The 19,245-nt window shown below is 42.2% G+C and carries 15 protein-coding genes; 10 read left to right on the forward strand and 5 right to left on the reverse strand.

The genetic code is table 11. The features are described 5' to 3' along the window. Together ABI367_RS13660 and ABI367_RS13665 are read right to left on the reverse strand one after the other, a co-directional pair. The coding region (locus ABI367_RS13660; protein ID WP_462226713.1) for an FtsB family cell division protein at positions 1–268 on the reverse strand (268 nt) is incomplete at its 3' end. 136 nt (positions 269–404) lie between these two features. Then, on the reverse strand, positions 405–1,727 hold the full coding sequence (locus ABI367_RS13665; RefSeq protein ID WP_462226715.1) for a DEAD/DEAH box helicase: 1,323 nt from the start codon (positions 1,725–1,727) through the stop codon (positions 405–407). Positions 1,728–1,998: 271 nt separating this feature from the next. On the opposite strand from ABI367_RS13665, the gene ABI367_RS13670 reads away from it, so the two are divergent. From ABI367_RS13670 to ligD, 4 genes are all read left to right on the forward strand, one after another. Next, positions 1,999–2,721 carry a DUF481 domain-containing protein gene (locus ABI367_RS13670; protein WP_462226717.1) on the forward strand — a complete coding sequence of 241 codons (723 nt, stop codon included), beginning with the start codon at positions 1,999–2,001 and terminating at the stop codon, positions 2,719–2,721. A gap of 165 nt (positions 2,722–2,886) precedes the next feature. After that, positions 2,887–3,054, forward strand: a complete 168-nt coding sequence (locus ABI367_RS13675) for a hypothetical protein (protein ID WP_462226719.1) — start codon at positions 2,887–2,889, stop codon at positions 3,052–3,054. A 197-nt stretch (positions 3,055–3,251) separates the two neighbouring features. Further along, the gene (locus ABI367_RS13680; protein ID WP_462226721.1) at positions 3,252–3,431 is read left to right on the forward strand and encodes a DUF3606 domain-containing protein; all 180 of its coding nucleotides are present in this window, start codon (positions 3,252–3,254) and stop codon (positions 3,429–3,431) included. Between the two features lie 2 nt (positions 3,432–3,433). Next, complete coding sequence (gene ligD / locus ABI367_RS13685; RefSeq protein ID WP_462226723.1) at positions 3,434–6,169, forward strand: DNA ligase D; 2,736 nt, start codon at positions 3,434–3,436, stop codon at positions 6,167–6,169. A gap of 68 nt (positions 6,170–6,237) precedes the next feature. On the opposite strand, the gene ABI367_RS13690 is transcribed toward ligD, so the two are convergent. The 3 genes from ABI367_RS13690 to ABI367_RS13700 form a co-directional block, all read right to left on the reverse strand. Then, on the reverse strand, positions 6,238–7,218 hold the full coding sequence (locus tag ABI367_RS13690) for a hypothetical protein (protein ID WP_462226725.1): 981 nt from the start codon (positions 7,216–7,218) through the stop codon (positions 6,238–6,240). Positions 7,219–7,239: 21 nt separating this feature from the next. After that, on the reverse strand, positions 7,240–9,561 hold the full coding sequence (locus ABI367_RS13695; protein WP_462226727.1) for an outer membrane protein assembly factor BamB family protein: 2,322 nt from the start codon (positions 9,559–9,561) through the stop codon (positions 7,240–7,242). Between the two features lie 253 nt (positions 9,562–9,814). Next, positions 9,815–12,241 (reverse strand): glycoside hydrolase family 95 protein, encoded by a 2,427-nt coding sequence (locus ABI367_RS13700; protein ID WP_462226729.1) that lies wholly within the window; start codon positions 12,239–12,241, stop codon positions 9,815–9,817. Positions 12,242–12,640: 399 nt separating this feature from the next. Here ABI367_RS13700 and ABI367_RS13705 point away from each other — a divergent pair, with 399 nt between their 5' ends. From ABI367_RS13705 to ABI367_RS13730, 6 genes are all read left to right on the forward strand, one after another. Beyond that, the gene (locus tag ABI367_RS13705; protein WP_462226731.1) at positions 12,641–13,984 is read left to right on the forward strand and encodes a TolC family protein; all 1,344 of its coding nucleotides are present in this window, start codon (positions 12,641–12,643) and stop codon (positions 13,982–13,984) included. A gap of 12 nt (positions 13,985–13,996) precedes the next feature. Continuing rightward, entirely contained in the window at positions 13,997–15,106 is a 1,110-nt protein-coding gene (locus tag ABI367_RS13710; RefSeq protein ID WP_462226733.1) for an efflux RND transporter periplasmic adaptor subunit, read from the forward strand. A gap of 5 nt (positions 15,107–15,111) precedes the next feature. Then, complete coding sequence (locus ABI367_RS13715) at positions 15,112–18,336, forward strand: efflux RND transporter permease subunit (RefSeq protein ID WP_462226734.1); 3,225 nt, start codon at positions 15,112–15,114, stop codon at positions 18,334–18,336. Then, positions 18,333–18,638: a hypothetical protein gene (locus ABI367_RS13720; protein ID WP_462226736.1), complete on the forward strand. Its 306-nt coding sequence runs from the start codon at positions 18,333–18,335 to the stop codon at positions 18,636–18,638. The genes ABI367_RS13715 and ABI367_RS13720 overlap by 4 nt, the downstream gene beginning before the upstream one ends. Positions 18,639–18,656: 18 nt before the next feature. Then, complete coding sequence (locus ABI367_RS13725; protein WP_462226738.1) at positions 18,657–18,842, forward strand: YgaP family membrane protein; 186 nt, start codon at positions 18,657–18,659, stop codon at positions 18,840–18,842. A gap of 77 nt (positions 18,843–18,919) precedes the next feature. Then, the coding region (locus ABI367_RS13730) for a DUF983 domain-containing protein (RefSeq protein ID WP_462226740.1) at positions 18,920–19,245 on the forward strand (326 nt) is incomplete at its 3' end.

A 19,245-nucleotide genomic window follows, 5' to 3' on the forward strand; every position in this document is an offset into this window, starting at 1 on the left:
AAACGTCCTCATTATCTTTTTTCATGAGGTATTTTTCGCGGGCAAATTTTTCGAGTTTTTGGGGATTGGAAGTCAACTCGTCAAGATCATTGTTTACCTTGTCGGTTTGGGCTTTATAAAAGTCGCGTTCCTGTTTTAAGTTGTTTACCTGCTGGTGATATTCAAATTGCGATACCAGGTCATTCTTATCAAAGAATATCATCCAAACAACAAAGGCTACGGTAATAATAAAAAATTTGTTTTTAAACAGGTCTATCAAACGTCTCATTGCCTTTTTTAAATTTCAGCTAAAATTATTTAAAAGATAACGGCATTGCAAATTTGCTTATTAACTTATTAACAAAAAAATACACTTAAACAAAAAGATACGCCCAGATATATCTGGGCGTATCTACTGTTAGTTCTTACCGCCGGCCGCTTGGCCTGCCGCCACTTAAATTCTCGCCGGCCGGTTTGGGGCGGTTGCTACCGTTTCTACGGTCTGCGCTGCCAAAGCCACGTCCACGTTTAGGCGCGCCTGTACGGCCACCGCCGCCACCTTTACCTTTTTTTGAAGCGCCTTCGGCGTGTTTGGCAACAATGCTTTGCGGGCTCATGGGGTAAGGGTGTGCTTCGTTAACCGGTATCTCTTTGGCTATCAGTTTATGAATATCTTTTAAAAACTCAATTTCTTCCTGATCGCAAAAAGTTAAGGCTATACCGCTTGCCCCTGCCCTACCTGTACGTCCAATACGGTGTACATACGTTTCAGGGATATTAGGTATCTCGTAGTTAATAACGTGAGTTAGCTCATCAATATCAATACCTCGGGCGGCTATATCAGTAGCTATTAATACGCGGGTGGTACGGTCCTTAAAATTCTTTAACGCTCTTTGACGTGCGTTTTGTGATTTATTACCGTGTATTGCTTCGGCAGTAATGCCAATTTTTACCAGGTCCTTCACCACTTTATCAGCGCCATGTTTGGTACGGGTAAATACCAGTGCGGTTTTAATTTCTTTATCTTTTAATATATGTGCCAGTAATGAACGTTTGTCGTTCTTCTCTACATAATACAACTCCTGCTGTATGGTATCGGCAGTTGATGATACCGGGGTAACTTCTACCTTTTCGGGGTTGTTCAATATGCTGTCGGCCAGTTGCTGTATCTCTTTAGGCATGGTAGCCGAGAAGAACAGCGTTTGCCTTTTTGCAGGTACTTTGGCTATGATCTTTTTAACATCGTGTACAAAGCCCATGTCAAGCATACGGTCGGCCTCATCAAGTACCAAAAATTTAATATGGTCAAGGCTAATGTAGCGTTGTTGTATTAAATCCAACAAACGACCCGGTGTAGCCACCAAAATATCCACCCCGCGGCGCAATGCCTCGGTTTGACCGTGTTGCGACACCCCGCCAAATATTACCAGGTGTTTTAAACCGGTATATTTGCCGTATGCGGCAAAGCTTTCGTCAATTTGTATGGCAAGTTCGCGTGTGGGGGTAAGTATAAGGGCCTTAATGGTTTTTTGCTCTTTATGTTGTAACCTGTCATTATACAATAGTTGTAAAATAGGTATAGCAAAGGCTGCTGTTTTACCGGTACCTGTTTGCGCGCAACCCAAAAGGTCGCGACGTTGCAATAGTGTAGGTATGGCCTGCTCCTGTATGGGCGTAGGCGTGGTGTAACCCTCCGTTTTTAAAGCCCGGAGTATAGGCTCAATTATGTTTAAATCTTGAAATAACATTATAATGTTTCTTGTTAATATGTGCTAACGCGATTGCATAAGCGGATCTGAAGAGTCGTCTGGATAAATCAAAACCGTAAGCTAACGGGTATATGCCGCAAAGATACAGTTTATTTGTGGTAATTACAGTTTTGAGTAATTGGTTGACAAAAGATGACCAGCATTTGCAGCTAATCTCAACTCCTTTTTACTGGGTAGGTTGTACATGTAAACGAGGACAAAATGAGAAACGAGCAAGGAGCTTTTACAAAAATTATATAGTTTTGGCCACATGAAGCAATTATTAGCCTTTATATTTATACTTTTTTGTGCTAACGCCGCCTCCGCGCAATTCAATGATAGCACGTTTTACCACTCTACAATAACATCTACAGGCTCCATCAATAAAACCAACAATGGGCGATCAAACCTGTTAAATAATGTGTTTAACTTCGGTATTAAAAAAAAGGATATCGTACTTAATACAACCAACAGCTTTGTTTACGGCAACCAAAACGGTGTACTTACTAACCGCGATTTTTCTTCGGCATTAGATTTTAACCTGTATAAAAGTTTCCATCGCTTTTACTACTGGGGGTTGTTAAATTATAATACCAGCTATTCGTTAAAAATAAATAATGAGTTTTTAGGTGGTTTGGGTGTTGCCTACCGTATTGTTGACAATAAAAACGCATTAATTAGCTTAAGCAATGGTGTTTTATATGATAAAAGCTTGTTGTTGGGCGGCTATTTGAATTATAGTACTTATCGCAACTCATTCAAACTCAATTTTCACTTTGATATTAATGACCTGGTTATTGTAGATGGCAACAATGTTTTACAAAACTCGCTTAATAACAGCAACGATTATATTATTCAATCAGCTACTACTGTTTCTGTAAAGCTGCGTAAATGGATAAGACTAAGCTCATCATTAAATTACAATAAAATGAATATTACCAGCAGCCAAAACATGCTGATCACCTATGGCCTAACATTCGATAAATATTTCTGATCATCTTTTTCCCGCCGTTTTCGTATCGGCTGGCGAGTAAATTGTACTTAACAAACGTAAATGAAGTTTTTGCTAAACAGTAGTTGAGGCTTAAAGTGTACAAATAGCGGCTCAACGAGTACAATTTATCTCATAAATATAGTGGCACAATATTTATATTATACCATGCAACAACTAACAACAGCCATTATGAAAACGTCAACCAAAACAATTGTATTACTAAAAGCCTTTGATATGGAATTAAGGGCACTGTTAAAAAGAGACTTGCAAAATTTCAAAACCACTCAAAACACTAAAAACAATAACGAAAGCAAACAATTACTTGCTGCATAATATACATCTGCTACAAACATCTACCTATGTTTTAAAAGAGTTCAAAAAAATTTGAACTCTTTTTTTTGCCCCAATTATTTAACAATATAACAACAGCAGGTTGTACAGGGTTTAATAATAAAATCCTCTTTTTATAAACTATTTGGACTTATGAGCTGTTAAACAGGTAATTAACCACTATTTAATAAAACAAACTGATGGATAATAAAAAATCTGGCGGTATACCAGACAAATACCATATCAATATCAGTAATAAATATGAAATTGAATACTGGTCAATTAAGCTGGGTGTCTCATCAACCGAACTACTTGAAATAGTTAAGCTGGTGGGTACCTCATCGCTTGATGTGAAAAAATATTTAAAGGAGAAGGAGTAACTATGAGCCTGAAAGAATATGTAAAAAAACGCGATTTCACCAAAACCGCCGAACCCAAGGCAGGCATAAGCAAGGACAAGAACAAACTGATGTTTGTGATACAAAAACATGATGCGTCGCGTTTGCATTACGATTTCAGGCTGGAGATGGATGGTGTACTTAAAAGCTGGGCCGTACCCAAGGGCCCGTCAACCGATCCGAAAACCAAGCGCCTGGCTATGATGGTGGAGGACCATCCCTTTGATTACCGCAACTTTGAGGGCATAATACCTCAGGGCGAATACGGTGGCGGTACCGTTATAGTATGGGACGAGGGCACCTACGAACCCATTGAAGAAATAAAAGGTAAAAAAGCACAAGAAAAACATTTGCTTGAACAGCTAAAATCAGGGTCAGTAAAAATAAAATTGCACGGCGAAAAACTGCACGGCGAGTTTGCACTAGTAAAAACACATGGCATGGGCGATAATGCCTGGCTGATGATAAAGCACGATGACGATTACGCGTCAAAAAAAGATATTACTAAACTGGATGCATCTGTTTTATCGGGCAAAACCATTGAACAAATGGAAAAAACAAGTGATAAAGTATGGCAGCACGGTCATGAAGAAGCTATAGAAAAACCCAAAGCAAAAAGTAAAAAAAAAAGCCCGGCGAAGCCAGTTGACGAAGTGGTGGCTGAAGACACCGATGTATCGGTGGTGGCTACAGATGGGCCCGATGCTAAGGCGCTTATAAAATCGGCGCCAAAATCCGCCATACTCAAAAATATAAAACCCATGAAAGCCACACTGGTTGACGAGCCTTTTGACGACCCCGAATGGTTATACGAAGTTAAATGGGACGGATACCGTGCCGTAGGTTTTATTAACAAAGGCGATGTGCAGCTGATATCGCGCAATAACCTGCCCTTTAATAAGTTTTACCCCATTATTGATCATTTAAAAAAGTGGAACATAAATGCTGTATTAGATGGCGAGATACTGGTATTGAATGATAAGGGCATATCAGACTTTGGCGCCCTGCAAAACTGGCGTAGTGAGGCCGATGGTACTCTGGTTTACTATGTTTTTGATATACTTTGGTATGAGGGTAAGGATTTAACAGGGTTACCCTTAAAAGACAGGCTTACCATATTAATAGACGTACTGCCTGCCGATGACGACAGCATACGGCAAAGCAAGGTTTTTAAAGGCAACGGTATTGAGTTTTTTCAGGCTGCTGAAAAAATGGGATTGGAGGGCATTATCGCCAAAAAAGCAAGCAGCGCTTATACCTCTGACCTCCGCTCTCACGAGTGGTTAAAAATCAAGGTACAAAAACGCCAGGAAATTGTGATAACCGGCTTTACGCGTAACGAGGGTACCAGCAAACCCTTTAGCGCCTTAACAATGGGTGTTTACGATAATGGAGAGTTGCGCTACGTGGGCAAAGTAGGTACCGGCTTTAACGAAAAAATGCAAAAGGAAATGATGGCACAGTTTAAGCCGTTAATTACTAATAAAAGCCCTTTTGATGTAGAACCCGATGTAGACAAGCCCTCGCGTTTCAGACCCAAACGTATGGGCGCCAAACCTACCTGGCTAAAACCCGAGCTGGTTGGCGAGGTTGCTTTTGCCGAGATAACCGGCGATGGCGTATTCCGCCAGGCATCATTTAAAGGGATGCGCACAGATAAAAAAGCAAAAGATGTTTTATTGGAAATAGCAAAAGCGAAGGATGAACTAGTAGAAGACACCGATAAAGAAAAACCCGTTAACGATCACGCCAAAGCTTTAGCCCCGCCAAAAGATAGCGGCCGAAAAACCCTGCTTAACCCAAAAGACGAAACACAGGTACGCAAAATTTGCGGGCACGACCTTAAATTTACTCACCTGAGCAAAGTTTACTGGCCGGAAGATGGTATAACCAAGCGGGACATGTTTAATTACTATTACCGCATTGCCGAATATATATTGCCATATTTGAAGGACAGGCCCATGTCGCTAAACCGTTTCCCTAATGGCATACATGGCCCAAGCTTTTACCAAAAGGATGTTAAAGGAAAAGCACCTGATTGGATAACCAAAACCTTCCCCTACACCACCAGCGAGGGCGAGCATAAGGAATACCTGATAGGATCAGACGAAGCGGTTTTATTATGGATGGCATCCCTGGGTTGTATTGAAATGAACCCCTGGTTCAGCCGCGTACAATCGCCGGATAACCCTGATTATTGTGTTATTGACCTCGACCCTGATAAAAACACCTTTGACCAAGTGATAGAAGCCGCGCTTGAAGTAAAAAAGGTATTGGATGCTATTGATGTACCCGGTTATTGTAAAACATCGGGCTCCACTGGTATGCATATTTATATCCCGCTCGAGGCAAAATATACTTATGATCAGTCGCAAATGTTTGCCCGTATCATTGTAAATATTGTACACAAGCAAATACCCGATTATACAAGCCTGGAGCGCATGGTAGCCAATCGCAACGGTAAAATGTACCTAGATTTTTTACAGAACCGTCCCGGCGCCACCATAGCGGGACCATACTCGTTAAGACCAAAAGTTGGCGCAACCGTTTCTATGCCCCTGCATTGGGACGAGGTTAAGCCCGGCTTAACCATGAAACATTTTACCATTCATAATTCGCCCGGCCGTTTAAAAACTGAAGGCGATTTGTTTAAGGGTGTATTAGGTAAAGGCATTGATCTGGAAAAAACCATTAAAAAAGCGCAAAGTATATTTTCGTGATTAAACCCGCTATTTTCATTTCAAAAACAGAAAACGGGGAGAGATGACAAAAGTTGGCGAATTACAAATTATTTCAATACAAACCCCTCGGGTTTTAACCTGTCAAATTCGTCGGGCTTAGCAACAGATAATTGCAATTGCTTAGCTGTTGATTTGGCACCATCTTTAGGCACGTCAATACCCGCCGTCCATAAAATAGCATTCAATACAAAACGGCGGTAATTTTCATTTAATAAAGCCGAGTGATAATCCATGCCTCCCCAAAGTATGCCACGTGCGCCATTTTTTTCGTAGGCCGATGCTATACCAAGCGGCTCTGCTACTGCCCCCTGGTTGCTTTTTTCGGCAACGCCGGTAAGCAAGTCGGTACGGTATGGATCTGCCGGATTTACAACCAGTCTTGAAAATATCTCGTCCTTATAGTTCCACGGGCCAACACCGCGTAAAATAGGATGTCTTTTTGCAGCCTGTATAGGTGTAACCGACCAATAACCCAACGGGTTATGTGTATATCCGGACAAACTTACCTCGCCAAACCAATTCATATGGTATTGGGTGGCCTTCTGGTTGGTGGTGGTTATGCCCCAATGCAGTATCATAATACCCATACCTGCTTTGTGCAGGCTATCTACCTGTGCCAGGTAAGCCAGTGTTGCTTTATCGTAAGTTCTATTATTATCTCCGCTCGGAGGAAATAATGGGTTTGTTCTATCTTTTGAACTCCCTTCGGCACTACATTCAATAATTACGGCATCAACACCTTTCAGGTCGGCAATATCAAGCGCAGTCCGGCTATATAAAAATTTGGTAACAATTTTTACGCCTTTAACATTGCTTATGCTATCAATACAGTGTTGTAGTACTAACAGATCGCGCCGTGTTTCATGGCGGCCCGAACCTTCCGGACCGGCGTGGTCTTTAGGGCCGGCCAAAAAATAGATAACCTTTGTGGGTACATTTTGCGCAATGATATGATTAGAAAATGAACCCAATAACATTAAGGCAAAAACTGCCTTTAAAAACCTCGAATTTCTCTTTAAAATGGTCATAATATTAATTTATGATGTATGTTATTTTAACTTCGGCAATGCAAATACAATATATCCTTTAGGCACATCCTCCTCTTTCTTGGTCCTATCTAAAATCGCACCGGTTGAACACACTACCAGGTATTGACGACCGCCCGACTCGTACATAGCCGGTATACCTGACGGGTTGCTGCGGCCCAGGTCATACGTCCATAACACTTTACCATTATCTGCATCAATACCGCGCACTTTGCCATCTGCACAGGTTGCAAATATGAGTCCTGAGGCTGTAACAACCATGCCTTTGTTTTGCGTACCATTAGGTGTACCTAAACCCTTTACATCTGATTTTGAGTACTCGCCCAGCGGGATCTTCCATTTTATAGTACCCTTGTTAAGGTCGTAAGCGGCAATACCTGCAAATGGTGGCGCCAACAGGTCTGATATAGCGGTGCCCCAATTGGTCCGCTCAATATAAGTTACTTTTGGTCCCTTGTAATCTGCCGGATATTCAAGTAAGCCCGGACTAAAATCATTTATACTGCCATTTTTTATAGGTGCCGGACCAGATTCAACTACCGGGCCATCAGGCATAGCATTACTTGTTGAAGCCATCATACGACCACCAGTGCGGATACCCGGATTAAGGTAGTTATATATAGAGGTTAGCGCGGCATCATCAATATGCGGCTGTGCCGGCATGCGGCCCTTACCTTGCGATATATACGTTTTAAACAGATCCGGCGTAATACGACTGCCAATATCTGCTAATGATACGCCCGCCCCGGCTACGCCATTATGATCAGCGCCATGACATGACTGGCAATATTGTACATAAGCGGCCTGTCCGCGCGCGGCTGCCGCACCTCCCGGTCCTCCACGTTGTGGTCTATCGTTCCTGTTTACCAACAGGTAAAAACAGGTCATTTCCTGGTACATTACATAAACCAAACCTTTATCCGGATTGGCAGCTGTATTACCCTGGTTAGCCCCACCAACTGAACCCGGTGAAGCCAGTACCTCATATTTATCAGATAATGGCTGGTACATACCTGTTTTTGCAGCTTTTATGCGGGCTATATATTTTTGCCTGATAGAATCGGGTAAATAAGGGTTAACATCCTTTTCAGTAATATAATGCCTGTTAAATGGTGGTACTACAGTTGGTATAGGTTGTGTTGGCGATGTCCACTCGTTAGGCATTTGGCTTTTAGGAAAAGGCGTTTCTTTAATAGGCCATATAGGTTTGCCGGTAACACGGTCAAACACATACATATAACCATTTTTTGATGCCTCGGCCACTGCGTCAACATTTTTACCGTTATGCTTTATGGTGATAAGCTGCGGCGCGGCTGTTAGGTCATAATCCCATAGATCATGGTGTACCGTTTGAAAATGCCATAGCCTTTTACCGGTGCGGGCATCAAGGGCCAATAAACAGTTACCATATAAACCGTTACCTGCACGGTCAGCACCATCATAATCATAAGTTGGCGACCCTAACGGGAAATAAGCAATACCCCGCTTTTCGTCTACAGACATTTCTCCCCAGGTGTTAGCAGCACCCACATATTTCCAGGCATCTTTGGGCCAGGTTTTATAGCCATACTCGCCGGGTAGCGGAATAGTGTGGAACACCCATTTTTGTTTACCTGTTATTACATCAAATGCGCGCACATCGCCGGGACCCGAAAAAAGGTTCTCGCCCGGTGCCGATCCCAATAAGATAAGGTTCTTAAAAATATGACCCGCCGAGGTTGATGCGGCTTTGGCTATAAGTTCGGGCGCACGGCCAAGTCCTTGTTTTAAATCAACAGACCCATTGTTGCCAAACGTTAAAATAGATTTACCCGTATTGGCATCTATGGCTTGCAGATAATTGCCAATAGTTATAATAAAGCGTTTCTGCTTTTTATCAGGGCTTTGCCAAAAATTAATACCTCGTTGTACAATACCACGCAGGTTGGCATGTATCCAAATTTCCTGACCTGTTGTTGCGTTTATAGCTACCAACGAATTGTTTTTGGCGAGCACATACATTATACCATCAACTATAATGGGGTTAAACTTATATGAGTTTGTCCTGTCACTTGCGGTTGAGTACACAAAAGCAGGCTGCAAATCAGTGACATTTTTTTTATTTATCTGGGTAAAGTTCATAAACTTGGAGTGGTCGGGCCCGCCTCCATAGTCCTTCCACTCCGTATGCGGGGGCGGAACGATGCTTTTTGCGGTGAGATTACCACTTTTTTTGACTCCGTCGTCTGGATTTTTCGCGGCAATAAAAGCGAAACCGGCAATAAGCGAAAGCACAATAACTACTTTACCTGAGCGGTAAATTTTTTTAAATAAGATTAGTCTCATATTACTATTGGTATATGCATTAGTATAACATTACACCCGCTAAATACAGTTTAACGGACGCTGATTGGGATGAATATATTTAGTTAAAAGGTTTTATTGGCAGGTACTTAATGAGTTTATCATCAGCACTAACCAAATATATAATTTAAAAAACTTATAAAGTTGCGGCCTACAGCTTTATATGTAAAATTATAGATACCAAATACTATAATTTTACATATAAAGCTACCAACACGTTTGTAATACTACCTTATTACACGGTAGCATTTATTTTATATTTTTTACCTGCAGCTACTTTAAAAACGTAAAGGTTTTTTTCAGTTTGCTTGGCTCGTATCATTTTACCTTCGAGTAATATTTTTACCGGCTGCCGGGTTCTGAGGCGGCATGTTTGTGTTGTACCCGAAACCAACGTTGCATTAACTAAATGTTGTTCGCTCCAGCGGATATCAATTGTATAATTGCCACGCCCTTTTAAACCGGTGACTGAACCTTTTGACCATTTTGATGGAAGTGCGGGCAATAATGAAATTTCGCCTGAATGGCTCTGCATAAGCATTTCCGCAATCCCGGCGGTAATGCCTTGTATACCTTGGTTTCCCTCAAATGATGGTGTTATCCGGCTGTCCTCGGGCCGGGGATGAATGCTTACATCCGTTAGCATGGGTATTAAAATTTTATAAGCGGCCTCCGGTTCCTCCAACCTTGCATGCTGATTAATTTTCCATGCGCCCGACCAGCCCATATTAATATCGCCCCTGCGTTGTAAAACAACCCGTACCGCTTGAGCCAGGTCGGGAGTTTTACGTATAGTTATAGCATCATCGGGATACGCTGCAAATAAATGTGATATGTGCCTGTGACCAACGTCACTCTCTTTAACATCGTCCATCCACTCCTGTAGTTGCCCGTATTTTCCTATTTTAAATGGAGGTAACTTGTTATACGCGTTTAACGATTTACTGCGCAATGCTTCATCTTCACCTAATATTTTTGACGCGGTGATGAAATGTTTAAACAGATTTCGTAATATTTCATTATCCATGGTTGACCCCATGGTTATGGCGCCTGTTTTGCCATCGTCAGTTAAAAAAGTATTTTCCGGACTGGTTGAAGGGCAGGTTACCAGATAACCCGTAGTAGGGTCCGTTATCAAATAATCTAAAAAAAACTCGGTCGAACCTTTTAATAAAGGATATATCCTTTTAAGATATTTTTTATCGGGATTATACTCGTAATGATCATATAACTGCTGCATTAGCCAGGCACCGCCCATAGGCCACACAGAAGCCTCGTGATTACGATCGGTAGGCGCTGTGTTAAACCATACATCGGTACCATGATGAGCCACCCAACCGCCACAATTGTATAGCTCCTTTGCAGTACGTGCTCCCGCTTGGGCCAATTGTTCTGTAAATAACAACAGCGACTCGTTGAGTCGGGCAAGGTTTGTACTTTCTACGGGCCAGTAACACTCTTGTAAATTAATATTCAGTGTCCAGCGTCCCTGCCAGCGCCCTTCCATATTATTTAACCATATATTATGATTGTTAAAAGCCAGTGTGCCTTCGCGGGCGCCGGCTAACATCAAATATCTTCCATACTGAAAATACTGGGCTATATATAAGGGGTCATCCGCACCGGCCCTTAATTTCTCCATACGTTCGGTAGTAGTAAACGTTTGGGCGGCCTGACCACCCAAATTCAATTTGCAACTTTCAAACAATGGCATATAATCATTTAAATGCCGTTGTTTTAATGTTTTGTAATTGTAAGCTGCTGCTTTATTGATATAACCGTCGCATATTGCTTTTTCGTCTCCTGAAACATCGTTCCAGATTTTCCAACTGGTAGCACCTGCTAACAACAAAGTTACCGAGTTGGCTTTTTCAATTTTTAGTATATCGCCGGTTTTACCGTCATTTTTGCTGTATGATACAGTGCCCCCATCAACCACCGGTTTTAACCGGGCCGACCATCTTAGCGCTGCTTTAACTGGACTAGCAGCATAACTACCGGTAGCCAATTGCGTATTGGTACCAAGCATTAGCAGGTCGCCTTTGGCTATATAGGTTTGAGCTGATGGCTGTAAACTGCTTAGCCCTGCTTTAATACTAATACTTGCAGGCTTATCTGCTGTAATACGCATAACTATAACCTGGTCTGGATAACTTGCAAAGATCTCACGTTTAAAATTGACGCCATTTACTTTATAAGTTATAGTTACCAGCGCACTATCCATACTTAGTTTTCTTTTGTAATTGGTAACCACATTTTCGCTATGCCCTAAAAAATTAATGTTAAGGATACCCATAGGCTGATAGTGCTGAACATTTACAGGAGCACTGTTCAGTTTCATAGCTTCGTCGTTAGCATCAACATATTTTTTTTCCATGATGAGTTTCCTCACGTTGGTTAAAATTTGCGGACCATTCAAATTGTTGGGATCATAAGGCCCCCCTGACCATAATGTTTCATCATTAAAAACAATGTCTTCCTGCGTTGTTTTACCTCCTATCATGGCTGCAAAACGCCCGGTTGCAATAGGCAAACCTTCCCAATACTTAGTAGCAGGTTTATCATACCACCAGCACATTTCATTACTTATACCCTTTTTTTGTTGGGCATATGAACCAAATGCGTATGCAATAAAAAGTAATAGCCAGGAAAACTTCTTCATAAAGGGTTTAACAAGATTAAATAATTCTTGCGTCTTTTTTTACATAAGCTCCTGTCTTTTTTGCAATTAGAATAAATTCAGCAGTTTTTTGATAATAATTAATATAATCGATTATTTATTATCGCCGGTCAAGAATATGATAAAATAAAAAAGCCTTTCAAATGGCTTAGAAAGGCTTTTTTGTGATCGCACGGGGATCATATTTTTGCATGTACAATTTTGTTTTTCTGCATCAAATAGCTAAATGGAAACCTGTGTATATATATCGAAATTTTAAAAAGCTAAGTCACCATTTTCTGCTAAGCTGTAAAAAAAACATTCGTAATAAGCAGGCGTACGTAACAAATGTTACCGTTTAACTTTTTTGCTGAAACTACTTTTGTTTCAAATAAAAAGTAAATGAATAGCAAAAAGCATTTTTTTAGATTACTCGTATTATCCGTAATCGTAAGCATTGTCAAGCTTTCAACAGCACATGCACAGGAAACCATTAAAAGTTTAAGTCTTAACGATGCCATATCAGCAGTTTTAGCCAATAATAAGAACATCCAGTTAGCCAAACTGGACGGAAATATTGCCGTTGCCAATTACCGGCAAACAGACGCTATTTTTTTGCCGCAAGCCGATTTGTCTTACACAGCTATGAGCACCAACAACCCGCTCAATGCCTTTGGCTTTAAACTACAGCAGGGTACAATCACCCAAAATGATTTTAATCCCACCCTGCTAAACCACCCTTCGGCCACACCGGATTATATGGCCCAACTGGAGGTAAAGCAACCATTAATTAACGCTGATATGCTGTATATGCGTAAGGGAGCAGAAAAGCAAACGGAAGTTTACCAGTATAAAATGCAACGTACACAAGAGTATATGACATTCGAGGTAAAAAAGGCATACCTGCAATTACAACTGGCCTACGATGCGGTAAAGGTTTTGACAGATGCGGACCAGACTGCTAAGGCAGTTTATACCTTTACTGATAACCATTTTAAACAGGGGCTGATCCAAAAGTCAGACTTACTTAATGCGCAGGTACATGTTACTTCAGTTCAAAGCAACCTGGCTAAAGCAAATAGCAGCATCCGCAACGCATCAGACTACCTTAGCCTGTTGATGGGGCAGCCCGTCGGAACAATTTACAGGATCAGTGATGAACAACAAACTACTTTAATAAGCGTAGATACTACTCAAAAAGTTTATGCTAACCGTTCTGATTTTATGGCTATGCAAAAGGCAATAGAAGCATCCGGTCTGATGATCAAATCCAGCCGGATGAGTTACCTGCCCAAACTAAATGCCTTTGGCAATTATCAATATAATGATAGTCATTTAACCGGTTTTGGTGCCAATGCTTACATGGTAGGTGTACAATTATCCTGGAACATATTTAACGGTAATAAAACCAGGCACGTTATTGCTACACAAAAACTGGAACAGGATAAACTGGCCATGCAGTTAGCACAGCAAAAAGACCAAAGTCAGCTGGAACTGGATAAAGCGTACCGTGACCTTTCTGATGCCAGATTTGAAATGATTAGGGACCGGGAGGCTATAGACCAGGCTGCCGAAACTTTGCGTATCCTGCAAAACCGCTATCAACAAGGTTTGGTGAATACCACCGATGTACTTACCGCCGATACCCAGTTATCCCAATTAAAATTTTCACTTGCACAGGCACAGTTTACTGCCAATTTAACCGAGGCTTTTATTCAACTATTAACCGCAACAACCACCAAATAAATAGATCAGAAAATGAAACAATATATCCACAAAAACAGGGCTTTACAACTATTTACCGCTATCGGTTTACTGATGCTTAGTGCCTGTTCGTCCAATGAAAAAAAAGATACACAAACCGGCGCAGATACTGCGGTACTGGTTACGGTAAGCCAGCCTTTGACAGATGCCAAACAGGGTTTAATCGTAAGCGGACAGGTGGAAGCCAGTCAAATGGCTAACATCAGCACCCGGGTAATGGGTTATATCACCAGAATCAATGTCAAAGTGGGTGACCGGGTAAACAAGGGCCAACTATTGGCAACGATAAGCAATGATGATATCCTGGCAAAAAGAGCGCAGGCGGATGCCATGATTTCGCAAGCGGAAGTCGGTTTTAAAAACGCGCAAAAAGACTATGACCGTTTTACCGCATTATATAAACAACAGAGTGCCACAGCCAAAGAACTGGATAATATTACGCTGCAATACCAATCGGCCAAATCAGGCCTGGAAGCTGCCAGGCAACAGCGCAATGAAGTAACCGCAATGCTGAGATATACAAATCTAACAGCTCCTTTTGCCGGTACGGTTACCCAGAAAATGATGGACGCCGGCAGTATGGCAAATCCGGGAATGCCGCTATTGACTATTGAGCAAAGCGGCAGCTACCAGGTAAGCGCATCGGTGCCTGAAAGCGAGATCAGTTTGATTAAGGAAGGTGCACCGGTAACCATAAATATCGACGCGATCCATAAAGTTATTAATGGCAAAATAGCGCAGATCAACCAATCTTCCGAGAACAGCGGCGGTCAGTACATGATCAAAGTAAATATCCCGGACGACGAAAAACAAGGTTTGTTTGGAGGTATGTATGCTAATGCTGTGATCCCGGTGAAGCAAACGGCACAATTGGTTAATGCCAATAATCAGGTCATGGTTCCGGTATCAGCTATTGAATATAAAGACCAACTGACGGGCCTCTACACCATCGGCAGTAACCATACCGCCTTGCTGCGCTGGGTAAGACTGGGCAGAATACAAGGCAACCAGGTAGAAGTATTAAGCGGGCTGGCCGCGAATGAACAATTTATTGTTAGCGCAGAAGGTAGACTATATAACGGCATAGCTGTTAAAATAAAATAATTGACATGAAAGAAGGATTTGCAGGAAATATAGCAAAGGCATTTATACAGTCGAAATTAACGATACTGTTGATGATTGCCTTTTTACTGATTGGTGGTTACAGTACATTTTTAATTCCGCGCGAGGAAGAACCACAGATACAGGTACCTATGGCCGACATTTTTATCGGCTACCCGGGTGCATCACCAAAAGACGTAGAGACCAAAGTATCGGCACCTATCGAAAAAATGATCTCTAATATTAAGGGGGTGGAATATGTGTATTCGACCTCGATGCAGGGGCAGGCGGTGGTAATTGTACAGTTTAATGTGGGCGAAGATGTAGAACGTTCATTAGTGAAACTATACAGCGAACTGATGAAGAACATGGACAAAATGCCGCAGGGTGTTACGTTGCCATTAATCAAAACCAGGGCTATTGATGACGTACCGGTATTGGGTTTAACGCTTTGGAGCGATAAATATGACGACTACCAGTTGAAACAAATGGGTCAGGAACTGGCTAACGAAATCAAAAAGATCAATGATGTATCAGATGTCAACATTATAGGTGGCCGCAACCGCGAGGTAAAGGTATTGCTGGATAAAAACAAGATGGCCGAAAACAAGGTGGACTTTTTATCACTCAGTAAACAAATACAAGGCAGTAACATGCAATTGCCCGGCGGTACACTGCTCCAAAAGGATACCGCATTCTCCGTAGAGACGGGGAACTTCCTAACCTCTTCAGATGATGTCGGTAATTTAGTGGTAGGCATTAACCAGCAACTGCCAGTTTATCTGAAACAGATAGCCAAGGTAGACGAAGGCGCTGAAACGCCGAATCAATATGTGCTTTTTGGTTATGGAAAAGCGGATACTAAAAACGTCCGGGCCTTTAAATCAAATTACCCGGCTATCACCCTTTCGATAGCCAAAAAGAAAGGCGCGGACGCGATGAAACTGTCTGAACAGATACTGGGTAAAGTGGATCATTTAAAAGCAAGTTTATTGCCTAATGATGTGCATTTGACCGTTACCCGTAATTATGGAGAAAGCGCGTCGGATAAAGTGGGTGAACTGTTGTTCCACCTTTTTATTGCCATTGTGGTGGTAACGGTGTTTGTTATGCTGGCTATGGGCTGGCGCGGCGGGCTGGTCGTATTTCTTTCGGTACCGGTAACTTTCGCACTTACATTGTTTGCCTATTACTTTATGCATTATACGCTTAACCGCATTACGCTGTTCGCGTTGGTGTTTATTACGGGTATTGTGGTTGATGATTCTATCATCATTGCCGAGAATATGCACCGGCATTTTAAGATGAAAAAGCTGCCGCCATTACAGGCTGCTATCTATGCAATTAACGAGGTGGGCAACCCTACTATATTGGCAACGTTTACCGTAATTGCTGCAGTTTTGCCGATGGCCTTTGTATCCGGCATGATGGGCCCATATATGAGCCCGATGCCAATTGGCGCTTCTATCGCTATGATATTATCGCTGATTGTTGCGCTTACCTTAACGCCATACCTCGGTTATATCTTTTTGCGTGAGAAAGAAAATCATGGTATCGCGCACGAAGAAAGTAAACCAAAATTATTAGAAGAAACACGGATCTATAAAATATACCGTGCATTTATTCAGCCTTTACTGGAAAGCCGCTGGAAACGCTGGACGTTTATACTAAGTATTGTTGTCATCCTGTTCGCATCATTGTCGATGTTTTACACCAAAGCAGTTGCCGTTAAAATGCTGCCATTTGATAACAAGAATGAGTTCCAGGTAGTGATCGATATGCCGGAAGGTACCACACTGGAAAAGACGCAAGCCGTAGCTAAAGATATTGGTTCCTATGTGTCCGGGCAAGCGCTCGTTCGGAATTATGAAACTTATATCGGCACTTCGGCACCGATTAGTTTCAACGGGCTGGTGCGTCATTACGACTTACGTCGTGGTAACAACGTAGCCGATATACAGGTCAACCTGGTAGATAAAAAAGACCGGAGCATTCAAAGTCACGGCATCGCCAAAGAAATGCGTGGCCCAATACAGGAAATAGCCAAAAAATATAATGCCAACGTGAAGATCGTGGAAGTGCCACCTGGCCCGCCCGTCCTCTCAACCCTGGTAGCTGAAATTTACGGGCCCAATTATAATGAACAGATTAAAGTTGCCCGGCAGGTAAAAGACCTGCTAAACAAAACATCAAACGTAGTGGATGTAGACTGGATGGTTGAAGATGATCAGCCGGAATATCATATTGAAGTAAATAAAGAAAAGGCCATGCGTTATGGTATCGCCACAGCACAGATAGCCGCAACCGTTAATGCCGGACTTTCTGGTATGCCGGTTGGCAATATTGCCCAGCCCGCTGCTTATAACCAAACCGCTATCAAGCTGCAATTGAGCGATGCCGATAAGGCCAGCGTAGATGATGTGCTGAATTTGAAAGTGATTGGGATGCAGGGGAACGCGGTACCAGTAAAGGACTTGGTTACAGTAACCAGGCAGATCAAGCCGAAAAGCATTTACCGCAAAAACCAAAAGGAAGTGGTATACGTGCTCGGCGACATGGCCGGTAATCTGGAAAGCCCATCATATGCTATCTCTGATGTTTCAGATCACCTGAATACCGTAAAAGTACCCAAAGGGTTTTCGCTGAAAGAAGAATATACTCATCAGCCGGAACTGGAAGATAATTACAGCCTGAAATGGGATGGCGAATGGCAAATCACCTTCGAAGTATTCCGCGACCTGGGTATCGCTTTTGCAGTTGTGATCATCATGATCTATATCCTGATAGTGGGCTGGTTTCAGAATTTTACCGTTCCGTTGGTGATGTTGGCCGCCATACCATTATCTCTGATAGGTATCGTTTTAGGCCACTGGATGCTGCACGCCTATTTTACAGCAACCTCCATGATTGGGTTTATTGCCCTGGCCGGGGTGATGGTCCGCAACTCCATATTACTCATTGATTTTATTAATATCAGGCTCGATGAGGGTATACCGTTAAAACAAGCCATTATTGAAGCCGGGGCTGTTAGAACTACACCTATACTATTAACAGCAGGCGCGGTAGCCTTAGGAGCCATTATTATTTTGTTCGATCCAATATTCCAGGGTTTGGCAATCTCCCTCATGGGCGGTACTATTACCTCCACCTTCCTTACGCTGATTGTAGTGCCTTTGCTCTACTTCAAAATGATGCGCAAAACAAAACTTAACCCTAAAAAATCCAAGTCATGAAACTATTGGTAGTAACCTGTCTAAAAGAATACCTGGGGGATGTTTCCCGGATATTTAAACAAGCAAATATTGATGTGTTCAGCACGAGTGAAATCGTAGGGCACCGGAATGGCGCGCCCTCAAACCTTTTAGAGGATTGGTTTGCCAGCGGTGGTGAAGAGGTTGATTCGATGATGATATTCACCTTTACCCCAGCAGCAAATGCTGAACACGGCATGTCGCTGATTAAAGCTTATAACGAAAACCTTAAAGAAAATTTCCCGGTCAGGGCATTTGTGATGCCCGTGGAAAAGTCTGTTTAACAATTTTAAAAGACGATAATGAAAGAAAGAATAGTACGTGCCGTTGCCGGCATCATGGTGTTAGCCAGTGTAACGCTGGCTTATACGGTAAATATCAACTGGCTTTGGCTGGGTGTATTTGTAGGTGTTAACTTACTGCAATCTGCGTTTACCAGGTTTTGTCCGCTGGAATTGATCCTGAAGGCCATTGGCGTGAAAGATTGAATGTGACATTTGTAACCGTTGCGGAAGCTGATTGCAGGGACCTTTGTTTTAATACTTAAAACATAATCATCCAAAAAATGGAAAAAAAGAAAGAAAAAGTTTTGGCCATGTGGCCCGCTATTGTTCACGCTAAATGCCCTAAATGCCGGGTTGGCGATATTTACATAACTCCGATGTATAGCCTGGGCGGGCAAAAAATGCACACCAACTGCCCGCATTGTGGCATGAAGTACGAACGGGAGCCGGGGTATTTCTATGGCGCCATGTATGTGAGCTATGCTTTTGTAGTTGCCGAACTCGTAACACTGGCTGTCGGTACATCTATACTTACCGAAAGTAAGAATCCCTGGCTCTATACGATTATTTTATTAGTGGTCGTTGGTCTGCTTGCTCCTTTTAATTT

Source organism: Mucilaginibacter sp. (assembly GCF_039935595.1).
Classification (GTDB): Bacteria; Bacteroidota; Bacteroidia; order Sphingobacteriales; family Sphingobacteriaceae; genus Mucilaginibacter.

What these genes read in the sequence shown, in the direction of transcription:
- ABI367_RS13690 (WP_462226725.1), bottom strand. Translation starts at nt 7,218, where the DNA reads ATGACCATTTTAAAGAGAAATTCGAGGTTTTTAAAGGCAGTTTTTGCC.
- ligD (WP_462226723.1), top strand. Translation starts at nt 3,434, where the DNA reads ATGAGCCTGAAAGAATATGTAAAAAAACGCGATTTCACCAAAACCGCC.
- ABI367_RS13725 (WP_462226738.1), top strand. Translation starts at nt 18,657, where the DNA reads ATGAAAGAAAGAATAGTACGTGCCGTTGCCGGCATCATGGTGTTAGCC.
- ABI367_RS13670 (WP_462226717.1), top strand. Translation starts at nt 1,999, where the DNA reads ATGAAGCAATTATTAGCCTTTATATTTATACTTTTTTGTGCTAACGCC.
- ABI367_RS13695 (WP_462226727.1), bottom strand. Translation starts at nt 9,561, where the DNA reads ATGAGACTAATCTTATTTAAAAAAATTTACCGCTCAGGTAAAGTAGTT.
- ABI367_RS13710 (WP_462226733.1), top strand. Translation starts at nt 13,997, where the DNA reads ATGAAACAATATATCCACAAAAACAGGGCTTTACAACTATTTACCGCT.
- ABI367_RS13675 (WP_462226719.1), top strand. Translation starts at nt 2,887, where the DNA reads ATGCAACAACTAACAACAGCCATTATGAAAACGTCAACCAAAACAATT.
- ABI367_RS13720 (WP_462226736.1), top strand. Translation starts at nt 18,333, where the DNA reads ATGAAACTATTGGTAGTAACCTGTCTAAAAGAATACCTGGGGGATGTT.
- ABI367_RS13700 (WP_462226729.1), bottom strand. Translation starts at nt 12,241, where the DNA reads ATGAAGAAGTTTTCCTGGCTATTACTTTTTATTGCATACGCATTTGGT.
- ABI367_RS13665 (WP_462226715.1), bottom strand. Translation starts at nt 1,727, where the DNA reads ATGTTATTTCAAGATTTAAACATAATTGAGCCTATACTCCGGGCTTTA.
- ABI367_RS13680 (WP_462226721.1), top strand. Translation starts at nt 3,252, where the DNA reads ATGGATAATAAAAAATCTGGCGGTATACCAGACAAATACCATATCAAT.
- ABI367_RS13715 (WP_462226734.1), top strand. Translation starts at nt 15,112, where the DNA reads ATGAAAGAAGGATTTGCAGGAAATATAGCAAAGGCATTTATACAGTCG.
- ABI367_RS13705 (WP_462226731.1), top strand. Translation starts at nt 12,641, where the DNA reads ATGAATAGCAAAAAGCATTTTTTTAGATTACTCGTATTATCCGTAATC.